We start from the raw sequence: 21,129 nt of genomic DNA on the forward strand, positions 1-21,129 counted from the left end.
CGCCACGGCGAGCGCGCTCGCCGCGCTCGACAGCCTCGCCGCCGAGGCTGCCATGGCGCTGAGCCCCGATCCGGGCGTGGTCGCGGCACAGGGCGATGTCGCCGCGCAGCTCGCCCGCCAGGACGCGGCGATCGCACGGCTCTGGGAGGTGATGGGATCATGAACCTTGCTTGCACCACCTGCCCCGTGCGCGAGACCGCCGCCTGCGCGGTGCTCACCCCGGAGGAACGCGACGCGATGGCCGCCGCGGGCCGCACCCGCACACTGAAGCGCGGCGAGATGCTGTTCGCCGCCGGCGACGAGGAGGCAGCCTGCGCCACGCTGCTGACCGGCGCGCTCAAGGTCTCGGCGGTCGACGTCGAGGGTAACGAGCAGATCCTCGCGCTGGTCCACCCGGCGGGTTTCATCGGCGAGCTCTTCGCGCCCTTCGCGCATCACGACGTGGTGGCGCTGACGGATTCGCGGCTCTGCACCTTCGCGCGCGCCGATATCGAGCGGGCGATCGAGGACTACCCCGCCCTCGCCCGCGCGCTGCTGCGCCGCAGCCAGGCGGACCTCTTGGCGACGCGCAATCTTCTGGAGCTGACCGGCCATGCCAGCGCCGAAGCGCGCCTCGCCGCGCTGCTCCACGATTTCGCGGCGGCCGCGAGCGAAAGCTCGTGCCACCTCGCCCGCCATTTCGAACTGCCGCTGACCCGCGGGGAGATCGCCAACATGCTCGGCCTCACCATCGAGACGGTCAGCCGCAAGCTGGGCGAACTCGAGGACATGGGCGCGATCCGGCGCGAGGGCAAACGCGGCATCGCGGTGCGCAGCCCGGAGTTGCTGCACGAGATTTCGGGGCGGTAAGGCGCCGGGCGGACAATCGTCGCGCTGACCAAGCCAAAAAGAACTTCCGCGCCAACTCCCCACCCGATCGCCATACCCTGATGGTACACTTGGCGCGTCGGGTGGAGAGACGGAGCGGGAGGCCGGCAGGACCGGAAAGTGGCGGGGCGGCAGCAGGGGAGTGGGGCCGCCGCCCCGAGGGGAAGGCTTGGCTCAGCGCACCACGGCGGCGATCACCGCGACGGCAACGCCCCAGCTCACCAGCAGCAGCGGCAGGACCATCATCTGGATCGTCGCATCGCGCGCCGTCAGGCGGCCGGTGTTGGTCATGATGCCACGGGCCTCGAACTCGCCGAGCGTGGCGGGCTCGCTGGCATTGTCCCGCAGCCGGGTCCAGATCGCCGGTACGCCGAAGCCGGCGAGGATGAAGACCACGAAGATCGCCATCGGGATCGCAAGCTCGGGATTGGCAAAGGCGCTGCCGACGATCGCGAGGAAGGCGAGATAGCAGCCAACCGTCGCGCCGTAGAGCGCCTTGGGCAGGCCGAAATTGCGGTCGGCCTCGACCTGGTGGCGGACCGGGGCTTCGGCTTCGGGGTGGTCGACGACGCGCGCCGCGCCGCGGGCGATGAGGTCGTGGGCGATGTGGCTCATGGGGTGGTCCTTCCGTGATGTCGGGGAAGGATTACCCGGCGCCTATCAACCCGGCTTTGACGCGAATCAAATCGGCTCGTGCCAGCGCGCGAGGTCCGCGCGGTCCTGTTCGCGCGGCTCGATCCAGTGCCATTGCCCGCTGCGCTTCTCGCGCTTCCAGAACCATGCGGCGCTCTTGAGGTGGTCCATGCAGAAGTCCACCGCGCCGATCGCGTCGCGGCGATGGCGCGCGGCGGCCGAGACGCAGACGATCGGCTCGCCGGGGTGCATCACGCCGACGCGGTGGACCATGAGGAGGCCCATGAGATCGAAACGGGCGAAGGCACTGTCGGCCAGCTCGTGCATCCCCGGCAAGGTAAGCGGCTCGTAATGAGTGAGTTCCAGCGCCTCGACCCCGTTGTCGGAGCGCACCTCGCCGACGAAGGTGCACACGCCCCCGAGGCCGGGATTGGCGTTGGTGAAGGGCCCGATCAGCGCGCCGGGGATGAAAAGGCGATCGAGAAGGCGGATGTCGCGCAACCCATCAACCCCCCGACACGGGCGGCAGCAGCGCGATCTCGTCGCCCGCCCCGGCCCGCAAGCCCGCCTTGTCGGCGACGAGCACGCCGTTCACCGCCACCCGGTTGCGCGGATCGTCGAGAACCTCGGCCAGCGCCTTGGGCAACGCGGCCCTGAGTCCCGCCCAGTCGAGCGGCGCACCGAGCGACAGTGAAGGCGCGCCCGCAAGGTCGGCGAGCTTGCCGAGGAAGACGACGGTGACCACCGGCCTCACCCCCCCGTCATCGACATATGCCGCGCCAGCGCCGGGGCGGCGCCGCGGGCGTCCATGCGGAACGTGTGCTTCTCGGGCTTGATGCGCAGCGCCTCGTCGAGCGCGGCGGCGAGCGCCGTGTCCGGATCGGCCGAGCGCAGCGCCGCGCGCAGGTCGACCCGCTCGCCGCCGCCGAGGCAGGGGTAGAGCTGGCCCGTGGCGGTCACCCGCAGGCGGTTGCAGCCGTCGCAGAAATTGCCGGTGTGGGGCGTGATGAAGCCGAGCCTGCCGCCGGTCTCGGCGACGCGCACGTAGCGCGCCGGCCCGCCGGTGGTGTCGGGCAGGTCCGCAAGCGTCCAGCGCGCCGCCAGCCGCGCGCGGACGGTATCGAGGGGAAGATACTGATCGAGCCGCTCCGCCTCCACATCGCCCAGCGGCATGACTTCGATCAGGGTCACGTCGTGCCCTCGCGCGTGTCCCCAGGCGATGAGATCGGGCAACTCGTCCTCGTTGAGGCCCTTCAGCGCCACCGCGTTCAATTTCACCTTCAGCCCGGCCGCCGCGGCCGCTGCGATCCCCTCCATCACCTGCGGCAGCAGGTCGCGCCGGGTCAGCGCGGCGAACCGCGCGCGGTCGAGGGTGTCGAGCGAGACGTTGACGCGCCGCACCCCCGCCCGCGCCAGCGCCTCGGCATGGGCGGCAAGCTGCGTCGCGTTGGTGGTGAGGGTCAGTTCCTCGAGCCCCTCGCCCAGCCTGCGGCCGAGCGCCGCGAACAGATCGACGATATCGCGCCGCACCAGCGGCTCGCCCCCGGTGATGCGGATCTTGGTCACGCCGCGCGCGATGAACCCGGCGGCGAGATCGTGAAGCTCCTCGAGGCTCAGCACCTCCTTCTTGGGAAGGAAGGTCATGCGTTCGGGCATGCAATAGGTGCACCGCAGATCGCAGCGATCGGTCACCGACAGGCGCAGGTAGGTGATCCGGCGCTGGAAGGCGTCGATCAGCGGGCGCGGCTCGGCCTCGGCTTTCAGAAGGAGGCGATCGGGCTGGCGAAGGCGGGGCGCGGGCACGCGGTCATTCATCGCACACAAGATACTGCCCTGTCACCCCGGGCGCATCGGCCAGATAGCGCAAGGTCGCCGCGCGGCGCTCGCCATCAGGCCCCGCGACGACATTGACGCGCCGGGGCGCCGCCTCGCGCGCGAGATCGCGGGCGAGCGCGAGGCGCCAGTCGCGGTGATCGTGCCCCGCCGGCGGCAGAACTATGGCGAGCGCCGTGGTCTCGGCGTCTGCGAGCATCGCCCGTGCCGCTGCGAGGCGGAAGGCCATGAAGGCCCCTGCCGCGTCGAGCGCGCTTTCGGGCAGCCAATCGACCGCGAGTTCGCGTTGCACGCCCGTCAGCCCCCGTGTTCGGGGCGGCGCTGGCGGTGGAGGGTGATGCCGATCTGCTCCCCCGCCTCGGCGATCGCAAGCTTGACGATCTTGACCGTCACCGCCTCGACCTTGGCGTCCTGCACGAACAGCGTCTCGCAGATGTGGTCCGCGACCGCCTCGATCAGCTTGAAGTGGACGCCCGCCGGCAGGCCCTCGGAGGCGGCGAACTTGAGGTCCATGTAATTCTTCGATGCATCGAGCGGCGTGTCGGGCTCGTAACGGTCGGCCACCGCGTAGCGCGCCGCGACCGAGATGCGCAGCGGCTGGGGCTTGCCGGTCTCCTCGGAATAGATGCCGGTGAGCACGTCGACGACGAGATCGTTGACTTCGAGGGTGAGGGTATCGGCCATTGCCGCGCCCGTTGGCAGGATGGGGCGGTGAAGTCCAGAGGCGCAATCCGCCGCCGCCGTCCGAGGCCCACCCTGCTGCGACTAGGCAGCAAGCTGCCAAGTCTCGCTCCCCTCCCGCTTGCGGGAGGGGTTGGGGGTGGGCAGGTCAGGCGTTGCTCCACCGCGCAAAAATCGCCGTCGGCAGCAGCCTGCCCCCCTCCCCTTCCTCGCGCAACGCAAGGTCGCCGTGCTCGATCACCCCCGGCAGATGCGAGAGCGCCTCTTCCAGCAGGCCCGCAATCGCAAGGCTGCTCATCCGCACGGCGTAGACGGTGAGAAACAGGAAGCGGCTCTCGCTGTCCAACAGCCTGGCGCAATCGGCGATGAGGCCGGGCAGGTGCTCCTCCAGCCGCCACACCTCGCCCTCGGGCCCGCGGCCGAACTTGGGGGGATCGAGGATGATCCCGTCATAGCGCCGCCCGCGGCGCACCTCGCGCGCGGCGAACTTGGCGGCATCGTCGGTGAGCCAGCGGACCGGGCGACCCTCCATGCCGGACAGGGCGGCGTTCTCTCGCGCCTGGGCAACCGACTTCTTGGAGGCGTCCACGTGCGTCACCCGCCCGTGTCCTGAAAGCGCAAGCGTGCCGAGGCCGGTGTAGCCGAACAGGTTGAGGGTTTCGGCCGAGTCCATTGTCCCGAGCCGATCACGCATCCAGTCCCACACCGGTGCCATGTCGGGGAAGAACTGGAGGTGGCGAAAGGGCGTCGGCCGGGCGGTGAAGCGCACCTCGTTCCAGGCGAGCTCCCAACCGGCATCGGGCAGGCGGCGCCCGCCGAACTGCCAGCGACCGCCGCCGTCCTCGTCGGAGCCCGGGATGAACTCGCCGTCCGCCGACCAGTCGGCGATGCGCGGCTGCCACAGGGCCTGGGGCTCAGGGCGAATGAACCTGTAAGGGCCGAAGGCCTCCCACTTGCGCCCCGCCCCGCTGTCGAGGAGGCGGTAGGAATCCCACCCGGCGCATTCCATCACCAGCGGCTGCTGGACGAGGCGTGCCATCAGGTCCGGCCGGCGTGACCGAGCACGTAGTCGCGGCTCGCGGCGTAATCGCCGGGGATGGCGACAAGGCTCTCCGCGCGCCCGAACAGGTCGCCGACCCGCGCGGGGAGCGCGGGGCGCAGGCCCGTGGCGCGCTCGACGGCGTCGGGGAACTTGGCCGGATGTGCGGTTGCGAGGGTGACGAGCGGAAGCCCCTCGGGGAGCGCTTCCGCGAGCGCCTTCGCGGCATGGAGCCCGACGCCGGTGTGCGGATCGATCACCTGCCCCGCGGCGCGGTAGGCCCATTGCATCGCCCGTGCAGTCTCGACCTGCTCGGCGCGCGCGCTGGCGAAGAGCGCGCTCGCGCCTTGGGCTTGCGCGTTGGTGAGTTGCATCGCCTTGGAGGTTTCGAAGGCGCGCATCTGCTCGGCCATCGCCGCACCGTCGCGCCCGCCCGCATCGAACAGCAGGCGCTCGAAATTGGACGAGACCTGGATATCCATCGACGGGGTGATCGTCGGGGTGACGCCGCTCGCCGAATAGTCACCCGAGCCGAGCGCGCGGTGGAGGATGTCGTTGACGTTGGTGGCGACGATCAGCCGCTCGATGTTGAGGCCCATCTTCGCCGCGACATAGCCCGCAAAGACATCGCCGAAATTGCCGGTCGGCACCGCATAGGCGACCGCCCGCTCCGGCGCGCCGAGTTGCAACGCGCTGGCGAAGTAATAGACCACCTGCGCCATCAGCCGCGCCCAGTTGATCGAGTTGACCGCGCCGAGGTTGAGGACGCCCGTCACGTCGGCGTCGGTGAACATACGCTTCACGTGCGCCTGCGCGTCGTCGAAACTGCCGTCGATGGCGAGGTTGTGGACGTTGGGGCTAAGCACCGTGGTCATCTGGCGGCGCTGCACCTCGCTGACCCGCCCTTCGGGGTGGAGCATGAAGATCTCGACCCGGTCGAGCCCGGCTACCGCATGGATCGCGGCGGACCCCGTGTCCCCGCTGGTCGCGCCGACGATGGTGAGGCGCTGGTCGCGGCGGGCGAGGAAGGTCTCGAACAGCCGGCCGAGCAGTTGCAGCGCGATGTCCTTGAAGGCGAGCGTCGGCCCGTGGAACAGCTCGAGCAGCCAGTGCCGCGCGTCGACCTGCACCAGCGGGGTAACGGCGGCGTGACCGAAATCGCCATAGACCGTGTGGCAGATCGCCAGGAGCTCGTCGTCGGTGAGGCTGCCGGCGACGAAGGGCGCCATCACCCGGGCGGCGAGATCGGGATAGGCAAGGCCGCGCATCGCGCGGATCTCGGCCTCGCTGAAGCGGGGCCATTCGGCAGGCACGTAGAGCCCCCCGTCGCTGGCGAGGCCCGCCAGCGTCACCCCCTCGAAATCGAGCGCCGGTGCGCCCCCCCTGGTCGACACGTATCGCATGAGGGTGCCGCCTACTCCCGGCGGCGGCGCAAGGCCAGCACGTATATGACAAGCGCGCTCGCGGCGAACAGGAACCACTGTACGGCATAGGCCCAGGAGGAGTTCTTCTCGCCCGAAGGATCGGGCTGCTGGGACGGCGTGAGGCCCGAGGCGGCGGTTTCCGAGACGATCATCAGGCGCCGCGGCTGCTCGATCCGCATGACCAGCTCGTAGAGGCTGCGATCTTCGGGCTCGAAGATGCCGCGTCCCGAAACCTTGCCGCCGCTCCATTCGGGCCGCGCATCGGGGCCGAGGCCCACGCCGACATCGACCTTGAAGCGGTTGCCGGTGCGCGCGTCGAGGCAGGTCGCGATCTTGCTCCAGCCGGTGCGGCCCCTCGTATCCTTGCCGCCTGCATCCTCCCAGCCAAGGACCTGCGTGCAATCGGCCTCGAGCGTGCGGTAGTGGTATGCCTCGCCGAAGCCGGTCTGCGGATAGGCGACCGGGGGAAGCGCGGTGCGGCTGACGAGGGCGGCGTTGCGGCGGTCCTTCTCCTGCGCCCTGCCGACCTGCCACACGCCGAGGCCGATCATGGTAAGAACGGCGGCGAGGACGATGATCGTGGCGAAGACGGGCACCGGGCGCTTCACGGCTGGCGTTCCTCGTATTGGTGGTAGACCCACATCGTCTTGTAGAGCCTGAGGGCGACGAGCACGCTCCCCACGGTCAGCGGCGCGAACAGGGCGAAGATCAGCCACAGCGGTGGGCGCAGCCACTCGTCGATCCCGAGCGCGGCAAGGATCAGCACCAGCGCCAGCAGCATCGTCAGAATCCCCACGAAGCGCCCGCCGCGCTCCAGGCTGAGGAAATCGAGCCCGCAGGCGCGGCATTCGTCCGCCAGCCCGGCCGGGGCGGCGAACAGGGTCTTCGCACCGCAACGGGGGCACAAACCGGAAAGGGCAGCCGAGACTACTCCCGGCTGCCCTTTCTGTTCGCTTGGACCGGACGGCCCTGAGCGCATCAGTGGAGTTCGGCGCCCCAGCCGCCCCAGACGTAGACGGCGACGAACAGGAACAGCCACACCACGTCGACGAAGTGCCAGTACCACGCGGCCGCTTCGAAGCCGAAGTGCTGGCGCGGGGTGAAGTGGCCGAGATAGGCGCGGTAGAGGCACACGGCGAGGAAGATCGTGCCGACGATCACGTGGAAGCCGTGGAAGCCGGTCGCCATGTAGAAGGCGCTCGAATAGGTGTTGCCGCCGAAGCCGAAGGGCGCGCCGGCATATTCGTAGGCCTGGATCGCGCTGAACAGCACGCCGAGCGCAATCGTCGCCCACAGGCCCTGCTTCAGCCCCTCGCGGTCGCCATGGATGAGCGCGTGGTGCGCCCAAGTGACGGTGGTGCCCGAGCACAGCAGGATCAGCGTGTTGAGCAGCGGCAGCGAGAACGGATCGAGCACCTGCATCCCTTCGGGCACGAAGGTCACCGCAGCGACGCTTTCCTGGCCGAACAGGCTGGTCGTCAGCCCCGTCGCCTCGTCATAGGTGAGCGGCGCCGGGAACAGCGCGAAGTCGAAGAAGCTCCAGAACCAGCCAACGAAGAACATGACTTCGGAGGCGATGAACAGGATCATGCCGTAGCGCATGTGCAGCTGCACCACCGGCGTGTGATCGCCGCGCTGGGCTTCGATCACGATGTTCTTGAACCACATGAAGAAGGTCGCGATCAGCCCGGCGAGGCCGGCATACATCACGAACCCGGCCGCATTGCCGAAGAAATCCGGGTGCATGTACATCACGAGGCCGGACGTGAAGGTCAGCGCCGAGAACGAGCCGACGAGCGGCCAGATATCGGGTTCGAGGATGTGATAGTCGTGGTTTACCTTGCCAGCCATGTGGTCGTTCCCGTCCCTGGGTTTAGCGGATCAGTTCGTGCCGGTTGCCGCCGCTGCGAGCGGGGCTTCCGTGCGGTGGAAAGTGTAGCTCAGCGTGATCTGTTCGACACCCTTCATGTTGGGATCGCGCAGCATCGCCGGATCGACGAAGTAGAGCACCGGCATGGTCACTTCCTGCCCCGGTGCGAGCGTCTGCTCGGTAAAGCAGAAGCACTGGATCTTGTTGAAATACTTGCCGGCCTGTTCGGGCACGACGTTGAAGGTGGCGGTGCCGGCGATCGGCCGGTCGGAATCGTTGCGCGCGACGAAGGTCGCGATATCGCGCTCGCCGATGGTCACGGTGTCGGTGGCCTGTGAGGGGCGGAAGCTCCACGGCATCCCAGCCTCGGTCGAAGCGTCGAAGCGGATCGAGATTGTCTGCCCCGTCGCCGCAGCGGCGGCCTCGGCCGCTTTGCTTTCGGACGCAATCATGGTCGTCCCGCCGAAGCCGGTGACCTGGCAGAACAGGCGGTAAAGCGGCACCGAGGCATAGCCCAGCCCCAGCATCGCCGCCGCGCCCGCCAGCGCCATCAGCCCGACGCGCAGGTTGCGGCGGGCATCGTCACGGGTCACGGGCGGCATCGTCGCCATCAGTGCTGCGCCCCGATGCGCACGATGGTGATCGCGTAGAACAGCACGACGAAGAACACGAGCGTGCCTGCCACCACCCAGTTGCGCGCCTTGCGGCGGCGGATGAATTCGCGCTCCTCCTCGGGCGTCATGCAGGCCATCCCTGATAGGCCGCCACGCGGTCGGCGACGAGCGCGGCGAAGAGCACGAAGAGATAGACGATCGAGAACTTGAACAGCGCCTTTTCGGGCTGCATCGTGTCGGTCTCCTCGCGCATCCGGGTGAACACCGGAACCGCAAGGATCAGGAACAGCGCGGAGAGCACCACGGCGCACGAGCCGTAGATCCAGCCCGTCCCGCCGATCCACCACGGCGCGATGGCGATGGGGGCGAGCAGCACGGTGTAGGCCATGATCTGGCGGCGGGTGGCCTTCTCGCCCGCCACCACCGGCAGCATCGGGATGCCGACCTTCGCGTAATCGCTCTGCACGAACAGCGCGAGCGCCCAGAAGTGCGGCGGTGTCCAGAAGAAGATGATCGCGAACAGCAGGATCGGCATCGCGGTGATTTCGCCCGTCACTGCGACCCAGCCGATCAGCGGCGGGAAGGCGCCCGCGCCGCCGCCGATCACGATGTTCTGCGGGGTGCGCGGCTTCAGCCACATGGTGTAGATGACGGCGTAGTAGATGATCGCGCCCAAGAGCAGCGCAGCGGCGAGCCAGCCCACCGCAAGGCCCATCAGCACCACGGACACGCCCGACAGGAAGATCCCGAAGTCGCGCGCGTCCTCGCGGCGCATCCGCCCGCCGGGGAGCGGCCGGCTCCGGGTGCGCTTCATGCCGGCGTCGATGTCGGCTTCCCACCACATGTTGAGCACCGCGGAACCGCCTGCGCCCATCGCGATGGCGAGAATCGCGGTGAAGCCGATGATCGGATGAATGGTGCCCGGCGCCGCGAGCACGCCGCAGATCGCGGTGAAGATCACCAGCGTCATGACCCGCGGCTTGGTAAGCGCGAAGAAATCGCGCCATTCCGTCGGCATCTGCGCGGCGATCTGGGGTGCGGTGCTTGCCATCGTCAGCTCAGGTCCATTGCGAAGGAGCGCGACCTGCGATCAGCCGCGCTCCCTGCGTGTTTGTCATGCCCCCTCGCGGGAGCCGATCAGGCCGTCGCCGGACGGTGATCGTGATAGTCGTTCGCGTCGGTGATGACCGGCAGCGTTTCGAACTGGTGGTAGGGCGGCGGGCTCGGCAGGGTCCACTCGAGCGTGGTCGCGCCTTCGCCCCAGGGGTTCGCCTCGGCCTTCTTGCCCGCCAGCAGCGAATAGAGGATGTTGACGAAGAAGAAGATCATCGAACCGGCCATGATGTAGTAGCCGTAGGTGCTGATCTGGTGCCAGAAGTGATAGGCCTCCGCATAGTCCGGATAGCGGCGCGGCATCCCCTGCATCCCCAGGAAGTGCTGCGGGAAGAAGATCACGTTCACGCCGACGAAGAAGGTCCAGAAGTGGATGTGGCTGAGCAGCTCGGAATGCATCCGCCCGCTCATCTTCGGGAACCAGTAGTAGAAGCCGGCGAACATCGAGAACACCGCGCCCATCGACAGCACGTAGTGGAAATGCGCGACGACGTAGTAGGTGTCGTGCAGGTTGTCGTCGATCCCGCCATTGGCGAGCACCACGCCGGTGACGCCGCCCACGGTGAACAGGAAGATGAAGCCCAGCGACCAGACCATCGGCGACTTGAAGCTGAGGCTGCCGCCCCACATCGTCGCGATCCAGCTGAAGATCTTCACGCCGGTCGGCACCGCGATCACCATGGTCGCGGCGGTGAAGTACATCTTCGTGTTCACGTCGAGGCCCACGGTGTACATGTGGTGCGCCCACACGATGAAGCCGACCACGCCGATCAGCACCATGGCGTAGGCCATGCCGAGGTAGCCGAACACCGGCTTGCGGCTGAAGGTCGCCACGATCTGCGAGATCATGCCGAAGCCCGGCAGGATCATGATGTAGACTTCCGGGTGGCCGAAGAACCAGAACAGGTGCTGGTAGAGCACCGGGTCGCCGCCGCCCGCCGGGTCGAAGAAGGTCGTGCCGAAGTTGCGGTCGGTCAGCAGCATGGTGATCGCCGCCGCGAGCACGGGGAGCGCGAGCAGCAGCAGGAAGGCTGTGACCAGCACCGACCACACGAACAGCGGCATCTTGTGCAGGGTCATGCCCGGCGCGCGCATGTTGAAGATGGTGGTGATGAAGTTGGTCGCGCCCAGGATCGAGCCCGCGCCCGCAAGGTGCAGCGAGAAGATCGCGAAGTCGACCGCCGGGCCGACCGAACCCTTGGTCGAAAGCGGGGCATAAACCGTCCAGCCGGTGCCCGCGCCGGGCCCGGTGCCGCCGGGGACGAACAGCGAGAACAGGAGGCTGAAGAAGCCCGCGACGGTCAGCCAGAAGCTGACGTTGTTCATGCGCGGGAAGGCCATGTCCGGCGCCCCGATCATCAGCGGCACGAACCAGTTGCCAAAGCCGCCGATCATCGCCGGCATGACCATGAAGAACACCATGATCAAACCGTGCGCGGTGATGAACACGTTCCACATGTGGAGAGCGGTGTTCAGATCATTGCCGCCGCCCATGAACTGGGCCCACCACTGCAGGTACTGGATGCCCGGCTCTGCCAGCTCGACGCGCATGATGCCCGAAATCGCACCGCCCACGATCCCCGCGATGATCGCGAAGATCAGGTACATCGTGCCGATGTCCTTGTGGTTGGTCGACATGAACCAGCGGGCGAAGAAGCCCGGCTTGTGGTCGGCATGGTCGTGGGCGTGATGCCCGTCGCCATGATGGATGTCGAAGCCTTCAGCGGTGGTTGCCATGGTCAGCTACTCTTCTGCGTAAATCTTGGTCGTTCGGATCAGGTGGCGGGCTGCGTTTCGGGCGCGGCCGCCGCGCCGGTCGACGGACCGGCCTCGACAGGCGCCGCGGTCGGCGCGGCCGGGGCATCGCCAGCACCCGGCATCTCGCCGCCCTGCGCACGCACCCAGGCGGCGAACTGCGCCGGCGGCAGGGCCTCGACGACGATCGGCATATAGGCGTGACGCGCGCCGCACAGCTCGGAACACTGGCCGTAGTACACGCCCGGCTCCTTAATGGTCAGCATCCGCTCGTTGAGACGGCCCGGAACCGCGTCCATCTTGAACCACAGCGAGGGCACCGCGAAGGCGTGGATCACGTCGGAGGCGGTGGTCTGGATGCGCAGCGGCACGCCGGCGGGCACGACCATGCGGTTATCCACCGCCAGCTGGTGCGGCTCGCCGCGCTTCAGCGCCTCGGCCTCGTCGAGCATGTTCGAGACGACCTCGAAATCGCCGTGGTCGGGATAGGAATAGCCCCAGTACCACTGGTAGCCGGTCGCCTTGATCGTCACGGCATCGGCCGGCGCGGGCTCGTACTGGCGGGCGAGCAGCGTGATCGAGGGCACGGCGATGATGACGAGGATGATCACCGGAACGATCGTCCAGACCACCTCGATCAGCGTGTTGTGCGTGGTGCGCGAGGCGACCGGATTGGCCCGGCGGTTGAAGCGCACCGCGACATAGAGCAGCAGGCCGAGCACCAGCAGGCTGATGATGGTGATCACCGGCAGCAGGATCGCATCGTGCATCCACAGCGCATATTCGCCATTGGCCGAATACTGGTCCTGGAAGGTCAGGCTCTTGATCGCGTCGTCCTCGTAGGCCGTCGGCATCCCCTTGCCCTTGGTCGGGGCCATCGGGCTGTAGAGCCCCTCGCCCGCCGGCGCGGCGGACGCCTCGGCCGGGGTCAGGTTGCCGGGCAGCGCCTCGGGACCGGGAGCGGTCTGCGCGCCTTCAACCCGGCCGGCTTCGGCAGCGGTGGTGGCCGGAGCAGCCACGGGAGCCGCGTCCTGCGCGACGACGCTCAGCGGCGCGAACGCCGCGAGCCCGGCAGCGACGGCTGCCAGGATAGCCTTTTTCATACGGGTGTGCCTTTGACCCATGAGAATGTGTCCAAGTGGTTCGAATCTGGTCCCATACCGCCCGGCGGCAAGCCCCCTCGAGACCCGCTACAGACAGCAACTGGCCGGCCCCGGGGGCCAGCGTCTTCCTTGCCCTTAGCCGCGCTTGCCGGGGGCCTCAAGCGCTTCTAGGGAGAAAATTATGCACCGGCCCATGCCTGCCGCGCAAGCGCGCGCCTTTCCCTATCCCTGTTAAGGAGTTGCTCCATGAATCAGGAGGCCGTTCTGGCCGAATTCCGGGCCTCGGGCGCCCTACTCGAAGGGCACTTCAAGCTCTCCTCGGGGCGCCATAGCGGGCACTACCTGCAATGCGCGCGGGTGCTGATGAACCCCGCCAGAGCCGCCCGGATCGCCGAGGCGGTGGCGGCCGGCATCCCGGCCGAGGTGCGCGCGGGCGTCGACGTGGTGGTCTCTCCGGCGATGGGCGGGATCATCATCGGGTACGAGGTCGGCCGGGCGCTGGGCAAGGACGCGCTGTTCCTCGAGCGGCCCGAGGGCACCTTCCACCTGCGCCGCGGCTTCGCACTCGCGAAGGGCGCGAAGGTGCTGATGGTGGAAGATGTTGTCACAACCGGCCTCTCCAGCCGCGAAGCGATCGCCGCCGTGGCACGGGAGGGCGGCGAGGTGATCGCCGAATGCGCGATCATCGACCGCTCCTGCGGGTCGGTCGATCTGGGCGTGCCGTTCTACCCGCTGCTCGCCATCGATTTCCCGACTTACGACGAAAGCGACATCCCGGCAGAGCTGGCGGCCGTAGAGGTGACGAAACCCGGCAGCCGGAAGGAATGACTCTGACCCACAATCCCTCCCATCTGCGTCTCGGCGTCAACATCGACCATGTCGCCACCATCCGCAACGCGCGCGGCGGCGACCATCCCGATCCGGTGCGCGCGGCGGAGATTGTCGCGGCGGTCGGCGGCGACGGCATTACCGCGCACCTGCGCGAAGACCGCCGCCATATCCGCGACGAGGACTTGGCGCGCATTCAGGCGGCGACCGACTTGCCCCTGAATCTCGAAATGGCGGCGACCCCCGAAATGCTCGCCATCGCCTTGCGCCACAGGCCCCACGCCGCCTGCATCGTCCCCGAAAAGCGCGAGGAGCGCACCACCGAGGGCGGGCTGGATGCCGCAGGGCTGCACAACACGCTGGTGCCGATCGTCGATGAACTGCGCGCCGCAGGGATCCGCGTGTCGCTGTTCATCGAGGCCGATGAGCGCCAACTGGACGCCGCCCTGCGGCTCGGCGCGCCGGTGGTGGAATTTCACACCGGCGAATATGCCCACGCCTTCCTCGACGGCGACAGCGAGAAGGTGGCGCGCGAATTGAAGCGCATCGCCGATATGGCGGCGCTGGCAGCGAAGAACGGGATCGAGCCGCACGCCGGCCATGGCCTCACCTTCGACAACGTCCAGCCGATTGCCGCCATCCCGCAAATCGCGGAGCTCAATATCGGCCATTACCTGATAGGCGAGGCGGTGTTCGTCGGCCTCGAGACCGCGATCCGCCGGATGCGCGAACTCATGGACGACGCGCGGTGAACGAGCCGCAGCTCCCCGCCCTCACCGGCGAACAGAAACGCTGGGCCTTCGGCGCCGCCGCGCTGTTCCTGCTGGGGGTCGGCTTTCTCGGCTTTTCGCTCAGCAACGGGGTGATGCAGGTCTTCGCGGTCGGCTGGGTGGCGCTGATGATCTTCGGCTTCGTCGGCGCGGGCCGCGTCGCCAAGGGCGACTTCGCGCACCCGCTGTTCAAGAGCCAGGTGATGCTCCACGTCATGGCGCTGGGGCTGCTGGTGGCGGTCATCATCAGGGCGTTCAAATGATCATCGGCATGGGCTCCGACCTCTGCAACATCGAGCGGATCGCGAACTCGCTCGCGCGCTACGGCGAGCGCTTCGAGAACCGCGTTTTCACCGAGGTCGAGATCGCCAAGGCCCGCCGCCGCCCCTTCACCATAGCCGGCACCTACGCCAAGCGCTTCGCCGCCAAGGAGGCGTTCTCCAAGGCGGTCGGCACGGGCTTTCGGCGCGGCGTCTTCATGAAGGACATCGGCGTCGTCAACGCCCCCTCGGGCGCGCCGACCCTGATGCTCACCGGCGGGGCGGCTTTGCGGCTTGAAGAAATGACGCCGAAAGGCCATGAGGCGCGCATCCACCTGACCCTCACCGACGATCACCCCTGGGCGCAGGCCTTCGTGATCATCGAAGCCATCCCTCTGTAAGGCGGCCGATCCTCCCCATGGCAACCACCGACACCAAGCCCGCCGCCCAGCCTTCCGAGAAGGTCAACTGGCTCGCCGAGATCAGGGGCCTTGCGCTGATGCTGCTGGCGGTGCTGGCCTTCCACAGCCTCGTTGCCAAGCCCTTCTACATCCCCTCGACCTCGATGATGCCGACCCTGTGGGTGGGCGACCGGCTGGTGGTGAGCAAGTATCCCTATGGCTGGTCCTGGGCCTCGGCGAGCTTCCACCTGCTGCCGCGCAGCAGCTGGCGCGTGCTGGCGAACACCCCGGAATACGGCGACATCGTGATCCCCGTCCACCCCACCCGCGACGAGGACTACATCAAGCGCGTCGTCGCCCTGCCGGGCGACACCATCGAGGTGCGGCGCGGGCAGATCATCCTCAACGGCACCCCCATCCGCCGCGAGGTCGTGCCCCCGGTGCGCCTGCCCTTCGAGCCCGAGCTCCTGTGCAAGGGCGCGCCGTGCCTGTCCGCCTTCGAGCAATTTCGCCGCACCGGCCCGGACGGGCGCGACTACTACGATCCGCCGACCTGGCGCGAGACCCTGCCCAATGGCGCGACCTATCTCACCATCGACTACATGGACCAGCCATTGGACGATTTCGGCCCCTACAAGGTGCCCGCGGACGCCGTCTTTGTGATGGGCGACAACCGCGACCAGAGCGCCGACAGCCGCGCGCCGGCGATCGAGAACGGCCTCGGCGGCGCGGTGCCGCTCGCCAATATCGGGGGCCGCGCGGAGTTCATCACCTTCAGCCTCGACGGCTCGACGACCTGGAACCCGGCCTCGTGGTTCACCTCGATGCGCGGCGACCGGGCCTGGACAACGCTGCGCCCGCCGCTCGCGGAAGGCGCGGCGGCCCGGTAGGGCGGCGAGCGGATCATGGCCAGGAAATTCCTCTATGTGATCGCCGTGCTGATCGTGCTGGTGATCGGCGGGCGGATCGCCTTCGAGCTGTTCGGCAAGCAGTTCGCCGAAATCGCCCTCGTGCCCTCGGCCGAATTCGCGCCGGTCAAGCCGCTCGAGGCCAATGCCTACGAGGACAGCGCGCTGTGGTATTCGCGCCCCGGGATCGGCACCTCCGACCCGTCGCGCTGGCAGCCGAGTTATGCCGGCACTGGCGGCACCGCCGTCCCCGGCTCGCCCGCGCAGGCGGGCAAGCGCTTCGCGGTGTTCTTCGTCCACCCCACCAGCTATCTCAGCCGCTCGGCCTGGAACGCCCCGCTCGCAAACGGCGGCGACCCGGAGGCGGAGCGCGTCGCCCGCATCTACCTGCGCGGCATGGCGAGCGCCTTCAACCCGGCGACCGAAATCTGGGCGCCGCGCTACCGGCAGGCGACGATGGGCGCCTTCCTCACCTCGGCGCCCGAGGGCCGCCAGGCGATCGATGCCGCCTATGCCGACGTGCGCGAGGCGTTCCGCTACTTCGTCTCGAGCGTCGCGCCCGGCACCCCGATCGTGCTCGCCGGCCATTCGCAGGGCGCGCTGCACCTGAAGCGCCTGCTCGCCGAGGAGGTCAAGGGCACGCCGCTCGCCCCCCGGCTGGTCGCCGCCTACGTGATCGGCTGGCCGCTCTCGACCCTTCACGACCTGCCCGTGATCGGCTTCCCCGCCTGCGACGCGCCCGACCAGGCGGGCTGCCTCATCAGCTGGTCGAGCTTTGCCGAGCCGGCCGATCCGTCGCTGGTGCTGGGTGCCTATGGCAGCACCCCTGCGCTCGACGGGAAGGCGCCGGGCAATGATCCGATGCTGTGCACCAACCCGCTGACCGGCCGGATCGGCGGCTCCGCCCCGGCGAGCGCCAATCTCGGCACGCTGGTGCCCGACGACAGCATGGCGAAGGGCGAGCTTGTCCCCGATCTCGTGCCGGCGCGCTGCGACGAGCGCGGGCTGCTGCTGATCGGCCCCCCGCCGGAGATGGGCTCCTACGTGCTGCCCGGGAACAACTACCATGTCTACGACGTGCCCCTGTTCTGGGCGAACACCCGGGCCGACGTGATCCGCCGGGTGGATGCATGGACGCCGGCCCGCTGATCTTCGAGGACGCGCGCGGCTTTGCCGAGGCGGTCGGGGCCAATTCCTTCGATGGGGGCGGCGTGCTGCTCGGCCTCGATCTCGGCACGAAGACCATCGGCACCGCGACCTGCGATGCAGGCTGGCGCTTCGCGACCAACGGGACGACCATCCAGCGCGGCAAGTGGGGCCGCGACCGGGAGACGCTGGCCGCGTTGATCCGGCAGCGCAGCGTGCGCGGGATCGTCCTCGGTCTTCCCCGCAACATGGACGGCTCGGAAGGCCCCCGCGCGCAAGCCAGCCGCGCCTATGCGAGGAACTGCGCCGAGGCCTTCGCCCTCCCCCTCCTGCTGTGGGACGAGCGCTGGTCGACCCAGGCCGCCGAGGCCGCAATGATCGGGCAGGACATGAGCCGCGCCAGGCGCGCCGCCGCCATCGACAGCCACGCCGCCGCGGTGATCCTGCAAGGCGCGATCGACCGGCTGGCCGGCGGCGTGCTCTGACTAACTCCCGTTCGTGTCGAGCCCTTCGGCAGGCTCAGGATGAACTGCCGACTTCGTCGTAAGTCGAGACACCTGCGACCGGCCTCTCGACTTCGCTCGAGGCGAACGGATCTTGTGGAGGGGCGCCGCAAATCCGCCATTGCGCGCCGCCCTCCCCTCGCCTTAGACGTCCGCCCATGAACACCCCCACCCCCCGGTTCGACGCGCGCGAGGCCTCGAAGTGGTTCTTCCGCCACGGCCACACCGGCTGGCTCGGCCTGCGCTTCGCCGATCAGGGCGACAACTGGGTCGAGCTCGAACTGCCGTGGCGCGAGGATCTGCTGGGAGACCGCAGCCGCCCGGTGCTCGCCTCGGGCCCGATCATCAGCCTGATGGACATGGCGAGCGGCATGGCGATCTGGCAGACCCGCGGCAGCTTCCAGCCGGTCGCGACGCTCGATCTGCGCGTCGACTACCAGCGCCCCGCGCGCGAGCGGGCGAGCGTGCGCGGGCGGGTCGAATGCTACCGCATCACGCGCTCGGCCGCCTTCGTGCGCGGCATCGCCTATGACGATACCCTCGATGATCCGGTGGCGCACGTCGCCGGGTGCTTCATGACCATCGGCACCGATCCGCGCGAGGCCAACCCTGCCCTGAGGGGAGCTGCCGCACATGAGTGAGCCGCTCGAGCTGCCCGCCTATGCCCGCTCGCTCGGCATCGCGGTGACCGGCGAGGCGGAGCACGGGATGCCGGTGCTGACGGTCGATTTCGGCGCCAATGTCGAGGGCCGCCCGCAGCACTTCCACGGCGGGGCAACGGCGGGGCTGCTCGAGAACGCGGGCTATGCGGCGCTCAGGACCGCGCTGATCGCGGCCGGTCGCGACCCGCAGTTGAAGCCGATCAACATCACCGTGCAATACCTCGCCGCCGGCAAGTCCCGCCCGAGCTTCGCGGTGGGGCGGATCACCCGGCTGGGGCGGCGCAACGCCAATATCGCGGTCGAGGCCTGGCAGGAGGACCGCGACCGACCGATCGCGGCGGCGGTGATGAACATCCTGATGGTGTGAGGGGTGAACCAGACCCGTTCGCCTCGAGCCCTTCGGCAGGCTCAGGATGAACTGCCGACTTCGTCGTCAGTCGAGACACCTGCGACCGGCCTCTCGACTTCGCTCGAGGCGAACGGATGGGGGGCGATCAGGGCGGCGGTGCAGGGCTCGAGGCGGGCGCGGGCGCGGGCGCGCCGGTCGGCTGGACCACCACCCCGCCCTCGCCGACGCGCACCTCGACCGGCACGCCGGGGCCGCTGATCGTCACCCCGCCGTTCTCGATCCGCAGACTCGCGCCGTCCGTGCCGACCGGGATCTCCTCGCCCTCGAGCACGTCGAGCGGCTGCACCGGGCCTTCGGGATCGGGCGTCTCGGTGGCGCGCGGCGCGGGCGCGGCTTCGATGCCGAGCGCGCCGCGCATGAAATCGCGCCAGATCCGCGCCGGCAGGCTCCCGCCGGTGACGCCGTTCAGGGGCGAATTGTCGTCATTGCCGATCCACACCCCGACCACGAGATCGCCAGCATAGCCCACGAACAGCGCGTCGCGGTAATCCTGGGTCGTTCCGGTCTTGCCGAAGTTCGCCACCGGCAGCACCGCGTTGCGCCCGGTGCCGCGGTTGATCGCACCGCGAAGCAGTTCCTCGAGATCGGAATGGACCCCGCGCGACATCGACTTCCTGCCGCCGGTCAGCCACTCCCACCACCCCGGCTCGCCCCGCGCGATGGGGTGCGGCTCCACAGGGTATTCGTTCGCCGCGATCCCGGCATAGGCCGCCGTCAGCTCCATCAGCGTCATCGCCGAGGTGCCGAGCGCGAGGCTCGGGTCGCCTTCCGTCATCGGCGCGGTGATGCCGAGGCGCCGGGCGGTGCGGATCACCTTCTCGCTCCCCACCGCCTGGAACAGCCGCACCGCCGCGACATTGCTTGACGAGGCGAAGGCATCCTTGAGGGTGATCTGGTCCGAATAGGCCTCGCGGGCGTTCTTGGGGCGGTAGCTGCCTTGGGTGATCGGGGTGTTGGGGATGGTATCGTCAGGCTCCCAGCCTTCTTCCAGCGCTGTCAGATAGACGAAGGTCTTGAAGGTCGATCCCGGCTGGCGGCGCGCCTGCGTGGCGCGGTTGAAGGGCGACTTGGCGTAGTCGCGCCCGCCGACCATCGCCACCACCTCGCCGTTCCTGCGCATCGCGACGAGCGCGACCTGCGCGCGCCCCAGCGGCGCGCGCGCGACCACGCGGCTGGCGAGCGCCTGGAGCCGCGAGTCCAGCGTCGTCGTCAGCACCGTGCGCGCATAGCCCGCCTCCATCCCCTCGCGCGCCAGCGGCAGCGCCCAGTCGGCGAAGTAGGTGCCGGTCGGCAGGTTGTCGTCCCGCGTGCGCACGTCGATGCGCGGATCGGGCAGGCGCGCGGCCTCGGCCGGCGTCAGGTAGCCGACATCGACCATCGACTGGATGACGAGCTCCATGCGCCGCTGCGCCTTGTCGTAGTGCTTGGTCGGCGCATAGCGCGAGGGCGCCTGCAAGAGCCCCGCGAGCATCGCCGCCTGTTCGGGCCTGAGCTTTTCCGGCTGGCGGTAGAAATAGTGCAGGCTCGCGGCGCGCAGGCCATACTGGTTGTCGCCGAAATAGGCGTTGGAGAGATAGCGCTCGAGGATCTCGTCCTTGGTCAGCCAGCTTTCCAGCCACAGCGCGATCAGCGCCTCGCGCGCCTTGCGGGTGAGCGATTGCTCGGGCGTGAGGAAGGTGAACTTGGCGAGTTGCTGGGTGATCGTCGAGCCGCCGCCATAGCCGGTCCATGCCGCGCGGGCGATGCCGCGCGGGTCGATGCCCCAGTGGCTGTAGAAGCGCCGGTCCTCGATCGCGATGAAGGCCTGCACAACGTGCGGCGGCAGGTCCTTCACCCTGACCGGCGCCTCGACCACCGCCCCCTGCCGCGCGATCGGCGTGCCGTCGCTGGCGAGCAGCGTCACCTGCGGCGGGGCGACCGGCTCGAGGCTTTTCGAAAGCGGCGCGGTGACCGCCAGCCAGCCGACGATCAGCGCGAGCGCCGCGAAAAATCCGAGGACACCGCGCCCCGTCCACCACAGCCTGGAGCGGCCCCGCCAGTAGTCGCGCTGCCACCAACGGAGGCGCCTGCGCTGCTCGACGGCGAGCGCCTCGTCCACAAGGCCGAGCTTTGCGTCCCAGTGATCGAAGTCCGGCTTGCCCGATGCGCGCGGGCGCGGCGGGAGATCGTCGTCCTCGTCCTCGAGCGGGCGCTGGCTTTCGTAGAGCGCGTAGAAGCCGGGCGCGCTGGAAGGCTCCTCGGCGCGGGCCCGCGAGCCTCTCCAGAATCGGTCGAACAGCGCCATGGCGGCCGCTGTATTATCAGCCTATG

General features: G+C 68.8%; 27 protein-coding genes. 10 read left to right on the forward strand and 17 right to left on the reverse strand.

Annotated features, from left to right (window positions below; all coding sequences use genetic code 11):
- Positions 1–159 precede the first annotated feature (159 nt).
- Positions 160–849 carry a Crp/Fnr family transcriptional regulator gene (locus tag OPU67_RS12685; protein ID WP_267620140.1) on the forward strand — a complete coding sequence of 230 codons (690 nt, stop codon included), beginning with the start codon at positions 160–162 and terminating at the stop codon, positions 847–849.
- 192 nt (positions 850–1,041) lie between these two features.
- Here OPU67_RS12685 and OPU67_RS12690 read toward each other — a convergent pair whose 3' ends face one another.
- The 16 genes from OPU67_RS12690 to coxB all read right to left on the reverse strand — a co-directional run bounded on the left by OPU67_RS12690 (position 1,042) and on the right by coxB (position 12,932).
- The gene (locus tag OPU67_RS12690) at positions 1,042–1,482 is read right to left on the reverse strand and encodes a hypothetical protein (protein ID WP_267620142.1); all 441 of its coding nucleotides are present in this window, start codon (positions 1,480–1,482) and stop codon (positions 1,042–1,044) included.
- A 66-nt stretch (positions 1,483–1,548) separates the two neighbouring features.
- Positions 1,549–2,001, reverse strand: a complete 453-nt coding sequence (locus tag OPU67_RS12695) for a molybdenum cofactor biosynthesis protein MoaE (RefSeq protein ID WP_267620144.1) — start codon at positions 1,999–2,001, stop codon at positions 1,549–1,551.
- Between the two features lie 4 nt (positions 2,002–2,005).
- Complete coding sequence (locus OPU67_RS12700; RefSeq protein ID WP_267620146.1) at positions 2,006–2,245, reverse strand: MoaD/ThiS family protein; 240 nt, start codon at positions 2,243–2,245, stop codon at positions 2,006–2,008.
- A 5-nt stretch (positions 2,246–2,250) separates the two neighbouring features.
- Positions 2,251–3,315: a GTP 3',8-cyclase MoaA gene (gene moaA / locus OPU67_RS12705; protein WP_267620148.1), complete on the reverse strand. Its 1,065-nt coding sequence runs from the start codon at positions 3,313–3,315 to the stop codon at positions 2,251–2,253.
- Positions 3,308–3,625, reverse strand: a complete 318-nt coding sequence (locus OPU67_RS12710; protein WP_267620150.1) for a Rossmann fold domain-containing protein — start codon at positions 3,623–3,625, stop codon at positions 3,308–3,310. Before OPU67_RS12710 ends, moaA begins: the two co-directional genes overlap by 8 nt.
- A gap of 5 nt (positions 3,626–3,630) precedes the next feature.
- Positions 3,631–4,017: a dihydroneopterin aldolase gene (locus OPU67_RS12715; RefSeq protein ID WP_267620152.1), complete on the reverse strand. Its 387-nt coding sequence runs from the start codon at positions 4,015–4,017 to the stop codon at positions 3,631–3,633.
- A 145-nt stretch (positions 4,018–4,162) separates the two neighbouring features.
- A complete protein-coding gene (locus OPU67_RS12720) occupies positions 4,163–5,053 on the reverse strand; it encodes a class I SAM-dependent methyltransferase (protein WP_267620154.1) in 891 nt (296 codons plus the stop codon).
- Entirely contained in the window at positions 5,053–6,456 is a 1,404-nt protein-coding gene (thrC, locus tag OPU67_RS12725) for a threonine synthase (protein WP_267620156.1), read from the reverse strand. The genes OPU67_RS12720 and thrC overlap by 1 nt, the downstream gene beginning before the upstream one ends.
- A gap of 11 nt (positions 6,457–6,467) precedes the next feature.
- Entirely contained in the window at positions 6,468–7,085 is a 618-nt protein-coding gene (locus tag OPU67_RS12730; RefSeq protein WP_267620158.1) for an SURF1 family cytochrome oxidase biogenesis protein, read from the reverse strand.
- Positions 7,082–7,384 (reverse strand): DUF983 domain-containing protein, encoded by a 303-nt coding sequence (locus OPU67_RS12735; protein WP_267620159.1) that lies wholly within the window; start codon positions 7,382–7,384, stop codon positions 7,082–7,084. Before OPU67_RS12735 ends, OPU67_RS12730 begins: the two co-directional genes overlap by 4 nt.
- Positions 7,385–7,455: 71 nt before the next feature.
- The gene (locus OPU67_RS12740; protein WP_267620161.1) at positions 7,456–8,328 is read right to left on the reverse strand and encodes a cytochrome c oxidase subunit 3; all 873 of its coding nucleotides are present in this window, start codon (positions 8,326–8,328) and stop codon (positions 7,456–7,458) included.
- 30 nt (positions 8,329–8,358) lie between these two features.
- Positions 8,359–8,958, reverse strand: coding sequence for a cytochrome c oxidase assembly protein (locus OPU67_RS12745; RefSeq protein WP_267620163.1), 600 nt, complete (start codon positions 8,956–8,958; stop codon positions 8,359–8,361).
- Positions 8,958–9,089, reverse strand: a complete 132-nt coding sequence (locus OPU67_RS12750) for a hypothetical protein (RefSeq protein ID WP_267620165.1) — start codon at positions 9,087–9,089, stop codon at positions 8,958–8,960. Before OPU67_RS12750 ends, OPU67_RS12745 begins: the two co-directional genes overlap by 1 nt.
- Positions 9,086–10,012: a heme o synthase gene (locus OPU67_RS12755; protein WP_267620167.1), complete on the reverse strand. Its 927-nt coding sequence runs from the start codon at positions 10,010–10,012 to the stop codon at positions 9,086–9,088. Before OPU67_RS12755 ends, OPU67_RS12750 begins: the two co-directional genes overlap by 4 nt.
- A gap of 86 nt (positions 10,013–10,098) precedes the next feature.
- Complete coding sequence (ctaD, locus tag OPU67_RS12760; RefSeq protein ID WP_267620169.1) at positions 10,099–11,811, reverse strand: cytochrome c oxidase subunit I; 1,713 nt, start codon at positions 11,809–11,811, stop codon at positions 10,099–10,101.
- Between the two features lie 38 nt (positions 11,812–11,849).
- Positions 11,850–12,932, reverse strand: coding sequence for a cytochrome c oxidase subunit II (gene coxB / locus OPU67_RS12765; protein ID WP_267620171.1), 1,083 nt, complete (start codon positions 12,930–12,932; stop codon positions 11,850–11,852).
- Between the two features lie 246 nt (positions 12,933–13,178).
- On the opposite strand from coxB, the gene pyrE reads away from it, so the two are divergent.
- From pyrE to OPU67_RS12810, 9 genes are all read left to right on the forward strand, one after another.
- The gene (gene pyrE / locus OPU67_RS12770) at positions 13,179–13,760 is read left to right on the forward strand and encodes an orotate phosphoribosyltransferase (RefSeq protein WP_267620173.1); all 582 of its coding nucleotides are present in this window, start codon (positions 13,179–13,181) and stop codon (positions 13,758–13,760) included.
- A complete protein-coding gene (locus OPU67_RS12775) occupies positions 13,757–14,512 on the forward strand; it encodes a pyridoxine 5'-phosphate synthase (RefSeq protein WP_267620175.1) in 756 nt (251 codons plus the stop codon). The genes pyrE and OPU67_RS12775 overlap by 4 nt, the downstream gene beginning before the upstream one ends.
- Complete coding sequence (locus tag OPU67_RS12780; RefSeq protein ID WP_267620177.1) at positions 14,509–14,793, forward strand: pyridoxal phosphate biosynthetic protein; 285 nt, start codon at positions 14,509–14,511, stop codon at positions 14,791–14,793. The genes OPU67_RS12775 and OPU67_RS12780 overlap by 4 nt, the downstream gene beginning before the upstream one ends.
- Positions 14,790–15,191, forward strand: coding sequence for a holo-ACP synthase (gene acpS / locus OPU67_RS12785; protein ID WP_267620179.1), 402 nt, complete (start codon positions 14,790–14,792; stop codon positions 15,189–15,191). Before OPU67_RS12780 ends, acpS begins: the two co-directional genes overlap by 4 nt.
- Positions 15,192–15,208: 17 nt before the next feature.
- The gene (lepB, locus tag OPU67_RS12790; protein WP_267620181.1) at positions 15,209–16,081 is read left to right on the forward strand and encodes a signal peptidase I; all 873 of its coding nucleotides are present in this window, start codon (positions 15,209–15,211) and stop codon (positions 16,079–16,081) included.
- Between the two features lie 15 nt (positions 16,082–16,096).
- Positions 16,097–17,248 (forward strand): DUF3089 domain-containing protein, encoded by a 1,152-nt coding sequence (locus OPU67_RS12795; protein WP_267620183.1) that lies wholly within the window; start codon positions 16,097–16,099, stop codon positions 17,246–17,248.
- The gene (ruvX, locus tag OPU67_RS12800; RefSeq protein WP_267620186.1) at positions 17,230–17,730 is read left to right on the forward strand and encodes a Holliday junction resolvase RuvX; all 501 of its coding nucleotides are present in this window, start codon (positions 17,230–17,232) and stop codon (positions 17,728–17,730) included. The genes OPU67_RS12795 and ruvX overlap by 19 nt, the downstream gene beginning before the upstream one ends.
- 176 nt (positions 17,731–17,906) lie before the next feature.
- Entirely contained in the window at positions 17,907–18,389 is a 483-nt protein-coding gene (locus OPU67_RS12805; RefSeq protein ID WP_267620188.1) for a PaaI family thioesterase, read from the forward strand.
- On the forward strand, positions 18,382–18,777 hold the full coding sequence (locus OPU67_RS12810; RefSeq protein ID WP_267620190.1) for a PaaI family thioesterase: 396 nt from the start codon (positions 18,382–18,384) through the stop codon (positions 18,775–18,777). Before OPU67_RS12805 ends, OPU67_RS12810 begins: the two co-directional genes overlap by 8 nt.
- Positions 18,778–18,904: 127 nt before the next feature.
- Here OPU67_RS12810 and OPU67_RS12815 read toward each other — a convergent pair whose 3' ends face one another.
- Positions 18,905–21,103, reverse strand: a complete 2,199-nt coding sequence (locus OPU67_RS12815; RefSeq protein ID WP_267620192.1) for a transglycosylase domain-containing protein — start codon at positions 21,101–21,103, stop codon at positions 18,905–18,907.
- Positions 21,104–21,129: the final 26 nt, after the last annotated feature.

The sequence above is a fragment of the Erythrobacter sp. WG genome (genome assembly GCF_026586795.1).
Classification (GTDB): domain Bacteria; phylum Pseudomonadota; class Alphaproteobacteria; order Sphingomonadales; family Sphingomonadaceae; genus Erythrobacter.